This is a genomic window from Dyadobacter sp. SRI_021 (genome assembly GCF_057586235.1).
The window spans coordinates 832,928-852,614 of the sequence record NZ_JBYCZM010000003.1 but is presented as its reverse complement, the minus strand read 5'-3'; the positions used below and the strand labels follow the sequence as shown (position 1 = coordinate 852,614).

At 48.9% G+C, this 19,687-nt stretch carries 14 protein-coding genes; 4 read left to right on the top strand and 10 right to left on the bottom strand.

The genetic code is table 11. The features are described 5' to 3' along the window. Nucleotides 1-224 precede the first annotated feature (224 nt). The 4 genes from AC2YIT_RS12805 to AC2YIT_RS12790 all read right to left on the bottom strand — a co-directional run bounded on the left by AC2YIT_RS12805 (nucleotide 225) and on the right by AC2YIT_RS12790 (nucleotide 6,513). The gene (locus AC2YIT_RS12805) at nucleotides 225-1,355 is read right to left on the bottom strand and encodes a carboxypeptidase-like regulatory domain-containing protein (protein ID WP_487279414.1); all 1,131 of its coding nucleotides are present in this window, start codon (nucleotides 1,353-1,355) and stop codon (nucleotides 225-227) included. A 116-nt stretch (nucleotides 1,356-1,471) separates the two neighbouring features. Then, on the bottom strand, nucleotides 1,472-1,948 hold the full coding sequence (locus AC2YIT_RS12800) for a hypothetical protein (protein ID WP_430845156.1): 477 nt from the start codon (nucleotides 1,946-1,948) through the stop codon (nucleotides 1,472-1,474). Nucleotides 1,949-1,968: 20 nt separating this feature from the next. Next, the gene (locus AC2YIT_RS12795; protein ID WP_487279413.1) at nucleotides 1,969-3,387 is read right to left on the bottom strand and encodes a SusD/RagB family nutrient-binding outer membrane lipoprotein; all 1,419 of its coding nucleotides are present in this window, start codon (nucleotides 3,385-3,387) and stop codon (nucleotides 1,969-1,971) included. A gap of 6 nt (nucleotides 3,388-3,393) precedes the next feature. After that, complete coding sequence (locus AC2YIT_RS12790; protein ID WP_487279412.1) at nucleotides 3,394-6,513, bottom strand: SusC/RagA family TonB-linked outer membrane protein; 3,120 nt, start codon at nucleotides 6,511-6,513, stop codon at nucleotides 3,394-3,396. Nucleotides 6,514-6,734: 221 nt separating this feature from the next. Here AC2YIT_RS12790 and AC2YIT_RS12785 point away from each other — a divergent pair, with 221 nt between their 5' ends. After that, a complete protein-coding gene (locus AC2YIT_RS12785; protein WP_430845152.1) occupies nucleotides 6,735-7,103 on the top strand; it encodes a BlaI/MecI/CopY family transcriptional regulator in 369 nt (122 codons plus the stop codon). A gap of 32 nt (nucleotides 7,104-7,135) precedes the next feature. Beyond that, the gene (locus AC2YIT_RS12780) at nucleotides 7,136-8,893 is read left to right on the top strand and encodes a M56 family metallopeptidase (protein ID WP_487279411.1); all 1,758 of its coding nucleotides are present in this window, start codon (nucleotides 7,136-7,138) and stop codon (nucleotides 8,891-8,893) included. A 57-nt stretch (nucleotides 8,894-8,950) separates the two neighbouring features. On the opposite strand, the gene AC2YIT_RS12775 is transcribed toward AC2YIT_RS12780, so the two are convergent. The 6 genes from AC2YIT_RS12775 to AC2YIT_RS12750 all read right to left on the bottom strand — a co-directional run bounded on the left by AC2YIT_RS12775 (nucleotide 8,951) and on the right by AC2YIT_RS12750 (nucleotide 18,003). Continuing rightward, nucleotides 8,951-10,714: a phospho-sugar mutase gene (locus AC2YIT_RS12775; protein WP_430845148.1), complete on the bottom strand. Its 1,764-nt coding sequence runs from the start codon at nucleotides 10,712-10,714 to the stop codon at nucleotides 8,951-8,953. A gap of 51 nt (nucleotides 10,715-10,765) precedes the next feature. Next, a complete protein-coding gene (locus AC2YIT_RS12770) occupies nucleotides 10,766-13,456 on the bottom strand; it encodes an MGH1-like glycoside hydrolase domain-containing protein (protein WP_487279410.1) in 2,691 nt (896 codons plus the stop codon). Between the two features lie 191 nt (nucleotides 13,457-13,647). Continuing rightward, on the bottom strand, nucleotides 13,648-15,348 hold the full coding sequence (locus AC2YIT_RS12765) for a D-alanine--D-alanine ligase family protein (RefSeq protein WP_487279409.1): 1,701 nt from the start codon (nucleotides 15,346-15,348) through the stop codon (nucleotides 13,648-13,650). Nucleotides 15,349-15,509: 161 nt separating this feature from the next. Further along, the gene (locus AC2YIT_RS12760; protein WP_430845143.1) at nucleotides 15,510-15,767 is read right to left on the bottom strand and encodes a NifU family protein; all 258 of its coding nucleotides are present in this window, start codon (nucleotides 15,765-15,767) and stop codon (nucleotides 15,510-15,512) included. A gap of 68 nt (nucleotides 15,768-15,835) precedes the next feature. Then, nucleotides 15,836-16,942, bottom strand: coding sequence for an Mrp/NBP35 family ATP-binding protein (locus AC2YIT_RS12755; protein WP_487279408.1), 1,107 nt, complete (start codon nucleotides 16,940-16,942; stop codon nucleotides 15,836-15,838). Between the two features lie 59 nt (nucleotides 16,943-17,001). Further along, nucleotides 17,002-18,003 carry a GSCFA domain-containing protein gene (locus AC2YIT_RS12750; protein WP_487279407.1) on the bottom strand — a complete coding sequence of 334 codons (1,002 nt, stop codon included), beginning with the start codon at nucleotides 18,001-18,003 and terminating at the stop codon, nucleotides 17,002-17,004. A gap of 148 nt (nucleotides 18,004-18,151) precedes the next feature. On the opposite strand from AC2YIT_RS12750, the gene AC2YIT_RS12745 reads away from it, so the two are divergent. Beyond that, a complete protein-coding gene (locus tag AC2YIT_RS12745) occupies nucleotides 18,152-18,622 on the top strand; it encodes a DUF6934 family protein (protein WP_430845138.1) in 471 nt (156 codons plus the stop codon). 166 nt (nucleotides 18,623-18,788) lie between these two features. Further along, complete coding sequence (locus tag AC2YIT_RS12740; protein ID WP_430845137.1) at nucleotides 18,789-19,649, top strand: glycoside hydrolase family 16 protein; 861 nt, start codon at nucleotides 18,789-18,791, stop codon at nucleotides 19,647-19,649. The last annotated feature ends 38 nt before the right edge of the window (nucleotides 19,650-19,687 follow it).

The window sequence follows — 19,687 nt, the reverse complement described above, 5'->3', positions numbered from 1 at the left end:
GCTACATTATATCACTATCGGTTACATATGTTTTTTAACACGAAAACACCACTTAATCGTTTAAGGAGCCTTATACTATACGATATTAGCACACTTTAATAGAAGATGAGTGACAAATACGCAGGGGACATATGCGTTTTAAGCACAATGCTATGTTCACTCACAAAAAGGTGAGTAACCCAATCATTAGCTACGGAGATTGCTATACGTAAAAAGAAGGATGATTATTCGTCACGCTTCCAGTCAGCGGGAAGAAGGTTCGAGAAACGGTCGTTGCCAAGGTCGCCGGCAATTTCAAAACCCATGGGCATTACAACCCATCCTTGCGGTGTTGTAACCATGTAACCTTGCGGAAATGTTATCTGTGTATAAGCATAGGACATATCCGAATAGGGCGACTTGCCGTGCTTGTTCATGTTAAATACTTCCAGCTGCGTCCGCGACACCACCAATCGCTCGGTGGGCAGCTCTCCCGGGCGCACCAGGCGCATACCGCGCACAGGCTCGATCCGATTGTGGATATGATTATTAATGGTGTTATATCCGTTGACGCTTCTGACCGATTTAAAAATGCGGAGAGAATCCGGAATTACCTGAAAAACCTTGAAACCCTGCTCCTGCAAACTATCGGACACCATGCTCGTCAGCAAATGTTTGAGGGAACCTTTATAAGCTTCTTTCTGATTGGCGCGCCATTGCTTGCGCTGCGCGTCATCTTTCGGGGTCAAAAGCTCGAAACGCGTGGCACCGCCATAGTAAACCTTTCCATTGAAATAATCGAAATCATCCAGATCCTGGTGAATGCGGTAACCCAATGCGTAGTTCTCTATAATCAGCGGCTTCGTTGTCTGCGCTCCAAGATGCCCATCGTCGTCTTCCGATATCCGCAATACCTCCGGGTTCAGCACTTTACACAACTTGCTGAATTTACCCCTTCCCAACAGCTCACGAATAATGATTTTCAAATGCCTCTCGCGTTTCTTATTCTTTTTTGCCACAATAGTCACCCCTTTCAACTCCTGCCCTTCGCGTAATTTGAAAATAACTGTCTTGGTCCCCGGCTGTTCAAAGCGGAGCGTTTGCTTCATGGTTTCGTAGCCCAGGAACGATACCACCAGTTCGAGGTTACCCACCGCGAGGCCAGGCAAACGATAATTGCCGTTTTCGTCGGAATTGGTCCCTATGGTCGAATTATTAATGAAAACATTGGCGAAAGGCAGCGGTTTACCGGTTTTCTCGTCGGTAACCTTTCCGGTAAGCGTAACTGTACCATTCTGTTGCGCGTACGTAGTTGCGCTCGCGAGAACAATCACGACCAATAGCAATAAATAACGGGTAAGGGATATGCGGTTCAAAAAGGGGTGCATCGGATATTCAGAGCTTTAAACCTCAAAGATAAATGAGGAGTTTGTAAACTTTGAACCGATACCCCAAATACCCTCCAAACGTTGCATATCCCTTTCACTTTCAGCTAAGGCTTTGTTTTTAATGTGGCTGTCTTTTGGGACGAGGCATATGAATTTTCAGCAACAATCTCAGCAAAAATGATCGAAGTCACGTTTTTGCCCTTTGGCGCCGTAATGGGCACTTTCATAACATAATTGCGCAGCTCTGCATCATACTTCTGAGCACCAGCGGGAACGGTCGCAATAAGTGTCTGCGAACCCGAGGCCGTCGGCGCGGAATAGATTTTGAATTCCTTAACAGCTACTTCCGACGTATATTCAATATTCACATTCACGGTACTGAGCGAATCCACCGTGATAGTCGTTTGGAGCACGCCGGCCGCATTATAGACTTTCGCATCGCCAAGCCAGACAACGGCGATCTGGGCGACCTTCCCGTTACTGACCAACAACTCCTCGAACAAATCCGGCTCTTTATAGCAGCTGGTAAGTATCACCATGGAAACCAGGCAGGCAAGAATATATTTCAAGATCAGTTTCATATTATTTCTGTTTTAAAAGTCTATTTGTTGATCAGCCACATCTGCACTTCGGGATCTTTTTGGTTAGCAAGCACAGTTTTGGAGTTCCGGGTAATTTCCGAATCGGGGTATTTCATCCGTTGAATGCGTTTGCCCTGCAAATCGGGGTTCGGATTGGTCGGCATCGGGAAATCCAGGTAGTCATATTTTCGGATATCCGTCCAGATATCACCGATAAGCAGCATGGATTTGAACTTTTCGGTAACGATTTGCTTCGCAGTCAGCCTGGAAGCACCTACATCGATCTTGGCGTCTTTCAGGAATTTGTCAATATCAGCCTGCTCAACACCTACTTTTTTCATATTAGCAGAAATCATCTCCTGATAAGCCGCATATCCGGCCGCCGAGGTACCTCCGCCTGCATTGCCGGTCAACCTCGCTTCCGCTTCGATCCCTTTCAGCTCGGAATAAGTCATCATAACCAGCGGTGAATTAATATTCGAATGCCAGGCTTTGTTATTCAGATCGACCGTGGAGCCGCTGCCGGAGCCCGGTATCACGCCGGAATAGACCGTCTGGTTGTTTTTCAACCCAATCACTTTCGATAGGCGCGGGTCGGCAACGCCCTGAGTGGTGCCATTAAAAAGATCCACAATCGTATTGGAAAACGTGACCGAGAGGTTACCCGTCGTATTCGGAATAGCCACTTTACTATACCAGGGGCTGAGGTTTTTGGAATTATACTGCAATTGAAAATCATCTTCATTTCCCTTCATACCCTTTTCCAATGCCGCAAGCGCCCCCTGTGCGGCCTGTTGGGGATTCCGCAATGAACCATGCCAAAGGTAACGGGCGCGCAGCGAATAGGCCAACCGGGTCCATTTGCCCAGATCCCCCTGGTAAATAAGGTCATCCTGGCCAGGTTTGGCACCGGTGCTACCACTGAGCTCGGTCACCGCCTCGTCGAGGAGTTTGTTAATGGTCGCATATATCTGTTCCTGCGTGTCGTACGCGGGAGAGAAATTCTTCTGATCGGCCTGGCTGTATGGCACGTTCTCCCAATTGACGGTCGCCAGGCCGAGATTATAGGCCGTAAGCACTTTTGCAATACCTACATAGGCCGGCGAGGCTTCCTCCTGCCCTTTTTTGATAATAGCATTCAGTTGCGGCAATGCATAGAGATAAAGGTTTGACCAGCCCAGTGTATTATCCGTTTCGGCATACGTATCAATGCCGTTAGCACCCAGCGCACTGCCCAGTTGCTGCGCATACTGACAAGCCACATAAGCCTGCTGAAAACTGGCTTCGGCGGTGTAGAACTGGGCGGTAGGCAACAGCTCCTGCATAGTCGCGTCGCCTTTTAGGGTTCCGTCCGTATTGACGTCCAGGAATTTATCACAGGCTGTCAGCAACAGAAGCAGCAGAGGCAGTATTTTGAATATGTATCTGATATTTTTCATGTTTTCCTAAAAGTTGACATTGATACCCAACTGAAAACTGCGTGTAGCCGGATTGTTCCGTCCCACAAAGCCAATAATGTTGGTCCCCGAGCCAAACGTGAGGGCTTCCGGATCATACCCGCGGAATGGTGTATTTAAAAAGAGGTTTGTACCAGTAAAATTGAATCGAACACCTCCCTTGAAAATCGATTGGGCCAATGCCGCTTTCGGTATCGCATAGGAAAGGCTCACCGTCCGCAAACGGAACCACGAACCGTCCTGAATATTAAACTGCGCCGAGTTGCCCATATAACGCGCTGTCGACGGGTTGTAGAACGCATCATCGAGCACCACCGACTTGGTGTTGGGAACGTATGTTACCGAGTTGTCCGCCCCTTTTTGTTCGACAACGCCTTTAAATACTACCCGTTCATAGCGCCGGCCTGTAATCTCGATCGACCCTGCGCGAAATGCGTTGCGCTCGCCCAGATCGACCACATCACCGCCCTGCCGCCATTCCAGTAGGAACGAAAGACCCAATCCGCGGTAGTTGAAGGTGTTGGTAAGTCCGGCTGTCCAATCGGGTAACGCATTGCCCCAGGGAACAGTCACCTGGCTGGTAAGCGGGAAACCGTTCGGCTGAATAAGCAACTGGCCATCCGGCGCACGCAGGTAATCGAGGCCCCAGAGCTCGCCGAGCTTGCTGCCTTCCCGCACTTTCAGCACGCCACGGCTGCCATTATCGAAATAGGATATTTCTTCCAGCTCATCCGGCATCTCGATCACTTTACCCGACATTTTTGTAAAATTCAATGACATGTCCCAGGTGAAACGGCCAGTTGTCACCGGCTTGAAAGTGGCCAGCAACTCAATGCCCTTGTTTCGGATCAGGCCGATATTGGTGTAATAAAATGAATACCCCGACACGTTCGAAACCGGCGCGCGAACGATCTGATCCTTACTATCCATTGTAAAATAAGTCGCATCGAGCATGAGCCGGTTCCTGAAAAAACGCAGCTCGGTACCGAACTCAATGGAGGTGGTACGCTCGGGTTTGAGGTTGTCCGCCGCCGTGGTAGACCGGCGGACATAGCCGGGTACCGTGTTGCCGAACGGAAAGTTGTCGGCCAGCTCGTAATACACGCCTATCACGTACGGGTCCGTACCTTTACCCACCTGCGCCCACGATGCGCGGAGCTTCCCGTAGCTGAGGATACTATTTTTAGGAAGATTTTCGGTAAAAATGTACCCGGCGCTGAATGAAGGATAAAAGAACGAGTTATTGGCCTTGGGAAGCGTCGATACGATATCGTTACGCCCCGTCGCATTCAGGTAGAGAATGTCCTTGTAGCTCAGTTTGGCATCTGCGAAGAAGCTCACGATCCGGTATTGCAGCGGTGAGTAAAAACGTTTTTGCTGGTTACGGTAGCTGCTGATCTCGTCGGTAAAAGGTGCCTTCCAACCTTCACCGCGCTCGTAATAGCTGTCGGGCCGCTTGCTGCCTACCACCGAATTTCCCACCATCAGCGAGCCATTCCAACTTTCGTTGAGCTGCTTGGTGGCCGTCACATATAAATTAGAGTTGATTTCGCGGTAATTGATATTTTCCTTAATTAAAAAGCCCTTAACGGCCGTGCCTACATCGAAAGTACTATCGACCTGCCGCTTGCGGCTCTCGTTGAACGCATCCATCGTGATCTGGTATTTGGCGCTCAGCCAGTCGGTAATGTTGTAGTTCAAGGTGACGTCGGCGATGTAACGGTTGACGGCATCTATCCGCGGGCTCTTTCTGACGAGGTAAACGGGGTTATCCGTGAAACCGGGCAACAGGTTCTTGTAAGATCCGTCGGGATTCAGATAGTCGTTCACATCATAGGTGTTCGGCCAGTAGGACAATGCGCTGAAAACCGATTTATCGCCGGCAGGCGGACGCTTTCCACCCGAGCGAATGTAATTGAACGAGCCCGACGCCGAAAAGCGCTTCGTAAAATTGTAGGTACCGGCGATTTTGGCGGAAGTCCTTTCAAAATAGGTAGCCGGCACAATGCCTTGCTGGTAATTATGTCCCGCTGAAACATAAATGTTGCCCTTTTCGCTTCCCTTGGCGAGTGTAATATTATTGTTGGTTCGAAAGCCCGTTTGGTAAAACCCTCGGAAGTTGTCATAAATGCGGTCGGTAGTGTTACCGATGATTGACGGACCGAACGACTGATAAGGCGTCCGCTGGCGTACTTCGGTTGGCGAGATAAACTCTCCGAAACGGCCTTGCAGGAAGCGCGTCTGGATATCCGGTGATTTGCCCAGCACATCCACCCCACCTGACAACGACAACGAGACGTTGAGTTTCCCCGACTTTCCGCGCTTGGTGGTGATGATAATGGCGCCGTTGGAAGCCCGCAAACCGTAAAGTGCCGTTGCCGCGGGGCCTTTCAGTACCGAAATGCTTTCGACGTCGTCGGGGTTGATATCGGCAGCTCGGTTGGTGTTGGCAAACTGCTCGGCAGCTCCGGGAGAGGCCGAACCAGCGCTGGGCAGCGGGTTGCCGGCCGTAGTAGCATTGCTGATGATTATGCCGTCGATCACAAACAGCGGCTGGTTATCGGCGCTCCCGCTGAGCGAAGTAATGCCTCTCAGAATGATGTTCACCCCTGCCCCCGGCGCACCGCCAGAGCCGGTGATTACCGCGCCGGCAATCTTCCCCTGCAATGCGCCCACCATATTCGGATTGCCCGACTCTTTGATTTCATCCGACCGGATCGACTGCACCGAATAGCCGATCGCCCGCTTTTCCTGCGTCTGCCCGAGTGCAGTAACCACGACCTCGTCGAGTATCGACACATCGGCTTCCAATTGCACATTCACATTGGAACGCTGATTACCCAAAACGACTTCCTGCTTTTTAAAACCAATAAAACTGAATACCAATACAGCCCCTGGTCCGGCCTGCACCGAATACGCCCCCTTTTCGTTGGTGGAAGTGCCTTGCGAAGTCCCTTTGACGCTTACACTGACGCCCGGAATCTCGGTACCGTCTTTGTCCGTGACTATCCCCGTCACCGGACCGTTTTGTGCCCGAACGGCATTCCAGCAGAAAGCCATCGTCAGGTACAGCAACATTGCGTTGTTGTGAAGTAGTTTTTTCATCATGCGTTAGCTAGGTGTCGTTATATGATACATGTAATTTACAATTCGTTCTTTAAAAAGTATCACTTAGAGTCATCATAAGACAACAAAAGGTAACATATTGATTACCCAGCGGTGTATCTGGCCTTACCCTGTGCATGTATTTCTTTTCAAGTTTTCGTCGGGAAATACCATTACTAGAAAAATAGTTTGTTAACTATAAAAATAGTTTTAATATTTACGACATGGAACTTGAAAAGCTCACCAACAAAGAAGAGGAAGTCATGCAGGTGCTATGGAAGCTGGGCACCGCATTTGTTAAAGATATGCTTCCGCTTTTCACCGAGCCGAAGCTACATTACAACACCGTTTCGACCATTATCCGGAATTTGGAAGAAAAGGGTTATGTATCGCATAGGCAATTCGGGAATACCTATGAATACTTTCCGGTCGTGAAGCAGGAGGATTACCAGAATCATTTTGTCTTGGGCAAGGTCGTTGGCGGGTATTTCAACGATTCTTACAAGGACCTGGTTGCCTATTTCGCGAAGCAGGAAAAAGTGACGCCGGACGATCTGCGCGAGATCATCCGGATGATCGAAGAAGGAGAATAGAGTATTGATGTATCACATTCATCCGCCGACTTATGCTGATCCCTTACCTCATGAAAGTCAGCCTCGTGCTGGCCGTGCTCACGTTGGCCTATCGCTGGCTGATCCAGTTTGAAACGTTTTCGAAGCTTAATCGTGTGCTGCTCTGGCTCAATGTAGCCGCCTCATGGACATTACCATTGATCAGCCTGCCCAGCTGGGGTCCTGTGGGGGTACAAACCGACTTCCACCACAGCATTCCGAAAGTAGTGGGGAAGCTGCCGATGCTCAGTGCACCGATTGCGACCATTCAATCACAGCCTTTCGCGGCATCTACAGAAGCAACGTTACCGGCAATGAACGCCGCAGATTGGATTAGTGCCATTTACTTTTCGGGCATGCTCGTAATGGCAGGGTATTTCCTTTTTCAGATTTGCCGCTTGTTCCTGTTGGTTGCCCGCGGCCGGAACGAAGAGCACCCCGACGGCCCTTCCGTCGTGCATGTGGCTGGCGTTTCACCTTTCTCGTTTTTCAAATGGATAGTGCTCGACCTTTCGAAGCATTCCGGTCGCGAGCTGCGCAATATCATCGCGCACGAGGCTGAACACGCGCGGCAATGGCACAGCGCCGATTTGCTGCTGGCCGAGATCCAGAAGATTTGTCTGTGGTTCAACCCGTTTGCATGGGTTCATCAAAGATTAGTACAGGAAAACCTCGAATACCTCGCCGACCGCGCTGTGCTGGATAGTGGTTTTGAGAAAAAGCAATACCAATACAATTTATTGAATGCAGTCTTGCAAGCGCGGGAACTGCCGCTGACCAACTCATTTGCCCGGTCGCTGCTCAAAAAACGCATTCAAATGATGAACCGGAAGCCTTCGCATTACCTGGTTTGGGGCAAATATGCAGCTGTGGTAGCATTAGTCTATCTTTCGTCGGCTTTCGTGGCCCCATATCGGGAACAAATTGTTGAGCTAGCGCCTGAGGTGATCAAGCCGTTAGTGAAGCCGCTGGTCGGAGAAGTGATCTTACCACCCGTTGTAACGCAAGATTCCGTTTCGAACTCGGTGAAAAACGAAGAAGCTAGTCCGCTTCCGTTACACGCAACGCTTGCCGATCAAGTGCTTGACACGGTTCAGAGTGCGAAACAGCCCAAAGTGAAGGGTGTACAGATCGTGGGTCAAACTTTGTATTGGGCTATCACGCCGATGATGACCTGGGATGATATCAATGAAATCAAAGCGGAGGTTCAAAAGTTCGGGCAGGAGTTCCAGATCAATCAACTGCAATTCGATCCATTACAAAAATACATTACCGCCGTATCAGTCCGCATTAACACCAAAAATGGATTTGGAACAGGAGAAGAACACGCCAACAGCGAGTTTGAGCCTATGAAAGGCTACTCGGGATATATCTCCGAACAGGGAAGCGGCATGGGACAACTCCCTCCCGACCCCCTCGGCAAGGAAATGGAACAAGATTACCAACAAGCCCTCGCTATCGCAAAGAAAAATGAAGTAGCCTATTTCGAATACAAGCTCGGGCAAAGCCTTGGAACGCACACGGCAAACACATTTACACGGCAAGTTCTGACCGGGGCATCCGCGGAGAATTTTTATAACAAAAACGGTTTCGGCAAATCAGCCGACAATACTTTACACGTATCGGAATACCATAAAAATGCCACTTTTTACCTGAACACAAACCCTTCCACATTTACCGAGCTGAATAACATCCCATTTTCCAGAGTCGAACGGATAACCTTACTGGAAGATAACGCCAGGCGAAAATACATTGTGGTTTACGCCCAATAAAATGCGAAGGCGGCCCAAACGAGCCGCCTTCGCATTTATTAAACTATCAATAAGGCATTATTTCAAATTCAGCTCCTCGCCTATCGCCTTCACCTTCTCTTTCAAGGAAGCATAAACACTGTCGAAATCCTCGTTCTTTTCCAGCGCAGCACGCACTCCTACATAAAATTTGATCTTCGGCTCCGTACCGGATGGACGGCAAGTGAATTTCGTGCCGTCTTCGGTGAAGAACTGCAATACATTCGAAGATTCGATACCCATTTCACCTGACGGAATAGCAACCGTATTACCCGATTTGAAATCCGTTGTGGTCAATGCTTTGTAATCGTCCATTCTCACAACCGGCGATCCTGCGATGGTTTTTGGCGGGTTAGCACGGAAATCGGCCATCATCTGCTGGATTTCGTCGGCGCCTGACTTACCCTTTTTGGTCAGTGAGATCAGCCCTTCGTAATAGAAACCAAACTGTTTGTAGATTTCCATCAGCATATCGAAGAGGCTCAGCCCTTTGTCTTTCGCATAAGCAGTAAGCTCCGCGATCATCGCGCAGGAAGCGATTGCGTCCTTATCGCGCACCGCGTCGCCGATGAGGTAACCGTAGCTTTCCTCGCCGCCGCCGATAAATTGCTCCTGTCCTTCTTTTTCGCGGATTACCTGTGCGATGTATTTAAAGCCGGTAAGTGTATTGTAGCATTTCACGTCGTAAGCGGCCGCCATTTTGTCGATCAGGTCGGTGGTAACGATGGTTTTACACACAAACTGCGTTCCCGTGAGCTTGCCCGCGTCTTTCCACGCATTCAGGAGATAATAAATAAGCACACTGGCAGTCTGGTTTCCGTTCAGGAGCTGGATTTCTCCGTGGTGGTTTTTCACCGCGATACCCACACGGTCGGAGTCAGGGTCGGTACCCATTACCAGATCCGCATCAATTTCCTTCGCTTTTTCCACCGCTTTGGACATGGCTTCGCTTTCTTCCGGATTTGGATAAACGACCGTCGGGAACTGGCCGTTACCTTTCGGTTCCGCCTGTTCTTCAATCACCGTCACTGCTTCGAAACCCATTTTGGCCAGCAATTGCGGCACCAGCGTCACTCCGGTTCCGTGCAATGGCGTATAAACGATTTTCAGATCTTTCTGGCGTTCCAATGCACCCTTCGAAATGGAAAGGGAAAGAATATGATTGATGTATTTTTCGTCCACCTCGGCACCAATTTTAGTAATTTTCGAGGCATCGCCATCAAATTTCACCTGGTCGATCGACGTGATCGCATTTACTTCGTTAATAATATTGGTATCGTGCGGCGCCACCACCTGCGAACCGTCGGTCCAGTACGCTTTGTAACCATTATATTCTTTCGGGTTGTGCGATGCTGTCACCACTACCCCACTTTTACAGCCCAGCAGGCGGATTGCGAAAGAAAGCTCCGGTGTCGGGCGCAAGCCTTCGAAAAGGTAAACCGAAATGCCATTTGCCGAGAAAATATCCGCGATAATTTTCGCAAACTCATCTGATTTGATACGGCTGTCGTAAGCTACGGCCACACTTTTTGCCTCGTTCGGGAATGCCTTGTTGAGATAATTAGCCAATCCCTGGGTAGCCGTACCCACGGTGTAGCGGTTCATGCGGTTGGAACCAATGCCTATGAGGCCCCTTAATCCGCCTGTGCCGAATTCGAGGTCTTTATAAAACGCATCCGTTAATTCAGTATCGTTGCCTTCATCGATCAATTGTTGAATGGATTGTTTCGTATCGATATCATAATCACCGTTGAGCCAGCTGCTCACTTTGGTCATCACATTCGGTTCCAATTTTGCAGTCATAATCGAGTTAAATAGAATTAATTAAGAGAATTTAAAATGTATGTACCGTTCCTATTTGCTAATCTCCATCGGTTCCTTCTCAATTGCCGAGAACTGCTCCTTCGCGGTTTTATGGATCAATTCTGCAACAAGGCCCGTCCAACCGGTCTGGTGGCTCGCCCCGCATCCGCGCCCATTGTCACCGTGGAAATATTCGTAAAACAGAACGTGATCGTTAAAGTTAGGGTCTTTCTGCATTTTCTCATCATGACCATACACCGCGCGCTTCCCTTCCGAATCCTTCTTGAAAATATCAATCAGGCGACAGGCAATGGCCAATGCCGCGTCTTTGATCGTTGTAAGGTTGCCGGAATTCGTCGGGTATTCGATCATGAAATCCTCACCATAATAGGTATGAAATTTCATCAGTGAGTCAAAAATGAGGTAATTGAGCGGGAACCAGATCGGCCCGCGCCAGTTGGAGTTGCCACCCATAATGTCGGTCAAAGCTTCCGCAGGCGTGTAATCAACCTGCAATACCTCCCCGTTGATGTAAAACTTGTAGGGATTTTCCTCGTGGTATTTGGACAATGCACGCACACCGTAATCGGACAGGAACTCGCTCTCATCGAGCATCCGTTTCATGATCATTTTCATCCGGTGGCCGCGCAGGATCGACAGCAATCTGTTTTCTCCCTTACCTGATTCAAACCAGCGGGAAATCAAACGTGCCAGGTCCGGCCGGTTGGCCAATACCCATTCTACGCGTCTTTTGAAGATCGGAAGCTTGTCCAGATTCTGCGGGTCAAGGATTTCCACCGCAAATAGCGGTATCAACCCTACGATCGAGCGGACTTTCAGTAGAATGCTTTGCCCATTCGGAATATGGATCACGTCATAGTAAAACTGGTCTTCCTCATCCCAAAGGCTGATCGACGAGTTTTTACCTCCTATCGACTCCATCGCACCTGCAATGTGCAGGAAGTGCTCGAAGAATTTGGAAGCCATATCCTGGTAAACACCGTGTACCAGCGCCACTTCCACAGAAATGCGCAGCATATTCAATGTATACATCGCCATCCAGCCCGTCGCGTCCGCCTGTTGGAGCTTACCACCGAACGGCATAGGCGTCGAACGGTCGAATACGCCGATGTTATCGAGTCCCAGGAAGCCGCCGCTGAAAATATTGTTACCGGTATCGTCCTTCTGATTGACCCACCAGGTGAAGTTCAGCAGCAGTTTGTGGAATATCTTTTCCAAAAATTCAATATCCCCTACGCCATTATTCTGCTCCCGGTCGATCTCGTAGACTTTCCAGGTCGCCCATCCGTGCACCGGCGGGTTTACATCGGAAAAATTCCATTCATATGCGGGTATCTGCCCGTTCGGATGCATGTAGTACTCCCGCAGAAGGATTTCGAGTTGTCTTTTAGCAAAATCGGCGTCCACCCTTGCCAGCGGCACACAATGGAAGGCCAAATCCCAGGCTGCAAACCACGGGTATTCCCATTTGTCAGGCATTGAAATAATATTGGCCGCATATAAATGCTTCCAACCCGAGTTACGGCCCCACTTACGGCCCTGGTTCGGCCCTGGCTGTGCTGGGTCGCCCTTCAGCCATTCGTATACGTTGTAATAATAGAATTGCTTGCTCCAAAGCATCCCGGCATAAGACTGCCGCTGAATCGAGCGGAGGTCGGCGTCGGTTACGTCGCGCTGTAAGTCATCGTAAAATTCATCAGCCTCGCGGATTCTTTTGTTAAAAAAATCTTCAAAACCACCGAAAGGCTCTGAAATGGAGTGGTTTACAAATCGCAAGCGAAAAGTAGCGCTTTCGCCGCCCTTAATTGTCCGGGTAAAACGGGCAGCTGCTTTTGTCCCAATGTTGTTCGGGTTAACCGTATTCGATTTCTGACCGCTTACAATGTAGTCGTTGATACCATCCTTCGGATAAGCGGTATTGTTCGCCGTACCGTAAAGCTTTTTGAAGTTCGTCTCATTCTCGCAGAAGAGCAATTCATCCGCGCCGTCGAGGTAAAGGTTATATTTCCCGTGCTTCCGGTGTGTTACTTCGATCAGGCGGTTTGAAATGCCATTCATGATCGGTTTGTAATTGAAAGCTTCGTAACCCCACGACCAGGTGTTCCGGAACATAATCTGCGGTAGCACGGTAATCGGCGCATCTTCCTTACCCCGGTTAAAAACCGTCACCTTCATCAGAATATCCTCTTCGTCGGCCTTGGCGTGCTCGATGAAAATATCGAAATATTCATCGTTATCAAACACACCTGTGTCCATGATCTCGTATTCGGGATCTTGTTTGCCCCGCCGACCATTCTCCTGGCGCAGTTTGTCGTAAGGAAACGGCTGCTGCGGATATTTATACAGCATTTTGGTGTACGAATGTGTAGGTGTGCTATCGAGATAATAATACATCTCCTTCACATCTTCCCCGTGATTCGACTCGCGGTTAGTCAGACCAAAAATGCGCTCTTTCAGTATTTTGTCCTTATGGTTCCAGAACCCGAAAGACAGACATATATGTTGCTTGTTATCAGAAAAACCGCCGATCCCGTCCTCACCCCAGCGGTATGCTTTGGAAAGGGCCATTTCATGGGTAATATAGTTCCAGGCATCGCCATTACCGCTATAATCTTCCCGTACCGTGCCCCATTGGCGCTCCGATAAGTAAGGTCCCCATTTCTTCCATCCCTTATTTTCTGTTTGAAGACTTAACCTAACTTTTTCAGCTCCTTGTGCCATTAATCCGTCAATTTTTCGAAAGGAATGAATTTCAATAATTACCCAATTTAGAAAACCGGCTTTCAAAAACACCAGAAACCGGAAGAAAATTGAAAAAATTTAACAATCCAGGAGACGGTTTCGAGCGGCTACAAAATGGCGCATAAACGGCTCATAATGAGTCGTAATAAGTTACCATCGAATACTTACTACTAAATTACAGGGTCAGCAGTCTGCGTAATGTCGTAGGAAACTTCGCCCGCGTAGAAACGAGTGAGCGCAGCCGCTTTTTTCGAGGTTTCAACCAACAGCGGGTCGCGTTCGGCGTGCAGCAATTCCTCCACATCCGAAATATACTCCTTGAACATCAATGGATTGGGTAATTGATAAAACAGGCCGTCGGAAGCTTTCAGTACAGGTACCGGCTTCACTTTTCCTCCGGCATTCAGCAGGCCATAACGACGGCGCGCCTCTACGTAGGCTTCATCGGTAGCGTCGAAAACAATGTGTTCAACCGGTTTTTGGGCTGCAACACCGGCATTAATACGTTCGTCGAGCTTCGCGAGCAGCGCGCGTAGCGCCCATGTGTGCTTGCCCGTACGTATGCGCTCGCGCAGGGACTGGCGGACGAGGTAGGTCAATGCCTGGGTTACGTTCAAACCGATCTCCGCCATTTGCTTGAAGATGAAGGAGGTAGGCGACATACCTGGGATCGTATTTGGATCATGGAGCAGGATGGTACCATTTTCTGTCAGGAAGCCATCGATCCGGACACAGGCATTGATACCCAGTTGCTGGAAGGTCGAGGCGATCATCTGCTGGATTTCCTGGTTCTTTTCGAGCGTAGTATCCACCGGAGTTCGCTTGCGGCTTGCGCCAGGCTTATATTTTGTATTGAAATCAAAAACCTGCACCATTTTAATCACCTCGCTCGGCGGCAATGCCAGCGGCGAACCGTCGTCAAACTGGATGCAGCCGCAGGAAAATTCCTGGCCGTTCACAAATTCTTCCACCAATACCTGGTCTTCCGCATTGGAACTGCTCAGTAACGCATGGTCATTGCCTTCAGAGAAGTAAATTTCCAGCTCGCTGATCAAGGTCGTAGGATGGTAGATCGTCTTTCCGTCCAGGATCACCGGGAAACCGATACCTTCGTCCAGGTTAGCGATTTTTTGCCCCCAGGCCAGTTTTTCGGCTTCATCCAGCTCCTTCCACGTCTCCGCATCGAGCTCAATCTGGAAAAAGCATTGATTTACAGCAGACACGAATTCTTCCAAAGAATCCTCCTTCACAATCGCAACGCCGATCGACGAGCCCTGGTGCGGGGCCTTAATGACCAGCGGCAGTCCCAAATGTTTTTTCAAAACCTGGAAAAGCAATGGATAATCCTTGGGAACCCACTGGCTGTACTTGAGTGTCCAGCTCTTTTTCTCCTGCCCGTTCACGAGGGCAATCATTTCATTTTGTAATATTTTATCAATTCCGACAGCCGACCCCATCAGACCGGGACCACTGTACGGGATTTTATACCATTCCAGCAAACCCTGGATCGCGCCGTCTTCGCAGTCGGGGCCGTGCATGGCCAGGAACGCGAAGTCGAAATGCTCCTTGAATTCGGCAGGTGAAATCAATTTACCGATTTCAGCAGAAACACTGGCCGCGGCCAGTTCGGGGAAAGATTCAATATAGGTTTTGAAACCATCTTTTTGAATGCCCGGCGCGGGATAGAACTCCCGGATCTCAGACGAATACATCAATTCCTTTTGCAACAGAATGAACCTGCCGAAGCTGTCCACAAAAACCGGTACCGGCTCAAAAAGTGACTTATCGAGGTATTCAAATGCTGTTTTACCACCTGCAAATGATATCTCCCGTTCGCGGGAAGGACCTCCAAAAAAAATTCCGATACGCATGTTGATATTCCTGATTAATGCATCCCAATGATGCCCGCAATATAAGCGACTAATCGCGAGGAATCAATTTCTGCCTATTTAGCGCGCAGATTAAAACGCAAAAAGCAGCTTCCCGTTCAGGAAACTGCTTTTGATCAATATTTGATATCAATTTTCCGCTGTTATGCCAGCTCCGGCACATTCGAGGATACTACCTTGTTAATGTTAGGCACCGCCTTCCGGATCGATTCTTCCAGGCCTGCGCGGAATGTCATTGCGCTCATCGGGCAGCTTTGGCAGGAGCCTTGCAATTCCAGCTTCACAGTCATGTCGTCCGTCAGCTCCACCAATTTCACATCACCTCCGTCTGCATGCAGGTAAGGACGCACAGTTTCGAGCGCCTGCTCGATCAATTCTATGGTTTTTTCTTTTGAATCCATTTTTAAAAAGTCTGTCTGCTAAGATGCAAGATTATATCCAAAAAATCAAATCATTCAGTTACTAACTGCTAAACCTGGATTTCAACAGCTTTTGTCTTCTCACGTGATGCATTGCGGATCGCAATCTGCTGTGCCAATGCCTCAGCGGCATCCCTAAATGCCTCATTCACGATTGGATTGGTGTCCATTACCGCCGGACGGCCGTCGTCGCCTGCCTCGCGGATGCCTTGTACCAATGGAATCTGACCGATCAGCGGCACATCGAATTTATCTGCCAATGATTGCCCGCCGCCTTTGCCAAAAATATGGTATTTGTGATCCGGCAGCTCTTCCGGCGTAAACCAGGCCATATTTTCAATCACACCTAAAACGGGGACATTGATTTGCGGCTGTTTGAACATCGACAGACCTTTGATTGCATCGGCCAGGGCCACTTTTTGGGGAGTTGTTACCACCACCGCGCCGGTTACCGGAACGGTTTGTACCAATGTCAGGTGAATATCGCTGGTACCCGGAGGCAGGTCGATTAACAAGTAATCCAGATCGCCCCAGTCAGTATCCCCAAAAAACTGCCGCAATGCCTGGCTCGCCATCGGACCTCTCCACACTACCGCGCTGTCCGGCGGCGTCAGGAAGCCGATCGACATCATCTTAATACCATACTGGCGGATCGGGTTAATATAGTTTTTGCCGTCTTTCGGTGTAATCGTGGGCTGCATATTCTCCGCGCCAAACATCACCGGGATCGATGGACCTGAAATGTCTGCATCAATAATACCCACTTTCGCGCCCGAGCGGTGTAATGCCATCGCGAGGTTGGCCGTCACCGTCGATTTACCTACCCCACCTTTGCCGGATGAGATCGCGATCACGTTTTTCACGCCGGGAATCAATGGCCCTGTGTGCCGGGTAGTCGTCACATTCGCCGTCAGTTTGATGATCACCTCCACTTCCGGGCTCAGATGCTCGTGGATCGCATTTTCGCAATTCTTTCTGATCAGTTCTTTGAGGGGGCATGCCGGGGTAGTAAGCACTACGGTAAACCGCACCTGGTTCACCCCGATTTCTATATCCTGGATCATACCGAGCGTCACCAGATCCTTTTTCAGATCGGGCTCTTCCACAGTACTCAATGCCTGCAATACTTTTTCCTTATTGATTGTAAATTCTCCCATTATTATGGTTGGTACTTTGACTTAATATTATGCAACACGAAATACCGCTAATGAGTTTGTTACATTCCCGGAAATTCTCCGATCCTGCGTTCCACTTCCTCCATTTCGGCCGAAACGTCCAGATTTCTTGAAAGCGCATTCAGCTTGCTCCACAGCGATTTCAGCATTTTTAAATGCCCCGGTGTGAGGCCGTGCTGCGGCCTGTGCGCTAGCGTGTCCCGGACGGATGCCCATTCGCTCATGAATTTCAATGAGTCCGCTTCGATATAGTTGTTTGCAAATGCATTGAAAATGTATTCTTCCGCAATACTGCTCGGATGGATCATGTCTTCCTTATAAAACCGATAATCGCGCAATTCGTCGATCATGATCTCGTATGACGGAAAGTACTCCACATGCTTGTATTTCTCCGAAAGCCGGTGGGCTACCAGACGCAACGTCGACTTACTCACCTGGTTGAGCGGAAGCGTGTCGCGCGTGTGACGCACGGGGCTTACCGTGAGCAATATCCGCAGCTTGCGGTTATAGGGTATCAATTTTTGGATTAACTGTTCAAATGCAATCGCTATCTGATCGAAATGGAGAAGTTCCTTGATAAAACGATCGGCCGGCACTTTATGGCAGTTACCAACGATCAGATTCGTCTTCCTGTGGCGATAGGCGTACGCCGTGCCCAGCGTAATCACCAGTAAATCCGCCTCTGCGAGGAATTCACGGATTTCGTCCAGCTTATCTGAAAGTTGTGCATCCAGCGCCGCCTGACCATTCGCCCATTGCGAAGAATGAAAATCGTGGTGTAGCCAGATCTGATCCGGATTTTGAAGAAACAATGCGGGATTAGGTCTTTTTTCTTCCACCGCGCTGTCAAGGATCTTACAAATCGTCAGCGGATTGAAAACCGTACCCATCGGATTATTGAGCACATCGAATTTAAAATCAGCCAATTGCCCCCCCAACACCTCGGCAAAGCAAGAGCCGATGGTTAGTATTTTAGTTTGATGATCAATCTTCCAATCCGGGACATCCAGGGCAACTTCCGTACTCAACTTTATTTCCTTCATTACATAAAAACGACAAGCGGGCTACAAAATTAAGCATGAAAACCACAGGATTTCACTAAATGCTGGGGTTTAGCAATTTATAATTTGGGTTATAGAAAAATTTAATATGTTTGACCGCATTTCAGAACACACTATAAATCGTTAATCTATGGATAAAAGGGGCTACCCGTTCGAAATCGACGTTGATGGGCTCATTTATAAATTTGAGAGTGTTAGTGAGAATAAAAAAATTCTAAAAACTGTTTCGTTTGAGCGGATTGGCAACACCAATATCTTCAACGTTGCGTTGCTCGATCCCGTAGAAAATGGCGAATTAAGTGATCAGGTAGAAAGCAGAAACGGCGATCTTCAGCTAGTACTAGCCACCGTTTTTCAAATAGTCTGTGATTTCTTAAACCAGTTTCCCGATTCCGCGGTCGGTTTTCGTGGAAGTGATGCCCGCAGGCACAGGCTATACAGAATTGCCATTACACGTGAACTAGCGAATGTAGCTGGGAAATATGAAGTATACGGCATCACAGCAAGTCTGGCTGTGGTTGTCTTTGAACCAAATGTAGATTACGACCACTATCTTATTAGAAAATCAAGGCTATGGACAAGCGACAAAACTTCAAATTGACCCCGGAGCAGCAGAAAATAGTTGACGAAAAAGTAAGGGACCTCGCAAGAGCTGTAAGAAACGTCGACTTGAATAATCTCCCAAAACGTGAAAGCGATCCGGAGACTTCCAAGTCAACAAATGGTCCAAAACATACCGAAAGAGCATAAAGGGGTAACTCACAACTATGCCAGAAACCATCATACCTCTTCGCCGACTTACATTAGCGATTGTTATCATCGCGATTTCCACAGTTGCTAGCTGCGCCCAGCCGTCAGAAAAGCCTAGAGCGGCCGCACCACAATACGAATTCGCCTCCACTCCATCCTGGCAGGATGAATTCAATACGCCCGGCAAGCCCGACGCGACCAAATGGTCCTACGACCTGGGTGACCATGGTTGGGGGAATAATGAGCTGGAAAACTATACCGATAAAATCGAGAACGCCAAAGTCGAAAATGGCAACCTCGTGATCACTGCCATTAAAGAACCGTCGGGCAAGCAGCAGTACAGCTCTGCTCGGCTGGTTTCAAAGGGAAAAGCGGATTTTACGTATGGCAAATTCGAGATCAGGGCGAAGCTGCCGAAAGGACGCGGGACCTGGCCGGCGATCTGGATGCTGGCGAGTGGGAAGGATTATGGCAACAAAGGCTGGCCGGATAATGGCGAGATCGACATTATGGAGCACGTCGGGTTCGACCAGGACCGGGTGCACGGCAATATTCATACAAAAGCATTTAACCACGCCATTAAAACCAATAAGGGTAACAATGTAATAGTAGCAGGTCTTTCGGAGGATTTTCATGTGTACACCTGCGAATGGACGCCGGAAACCGTGACAATTCTCGTGGACGGCAATGCCTATTTCACATTCAAAAAGGAGGCTTCCTACCAATGGCCTGAATGGCCGTTCGACAAGCCTTTTCATTTAATTTTAAACGTCGCCGTCGGTGGCAACTGGGGTGGACAAAAGGGCGTGGATGACAGCATTTTCCCGCAAAAAATGGAAGTCGATTACGTGCGTGTGTACCCGCTCGTAACGAAGTAACGACTTTGAAAATCCAGTGTACGGAAGTATCTTGCACC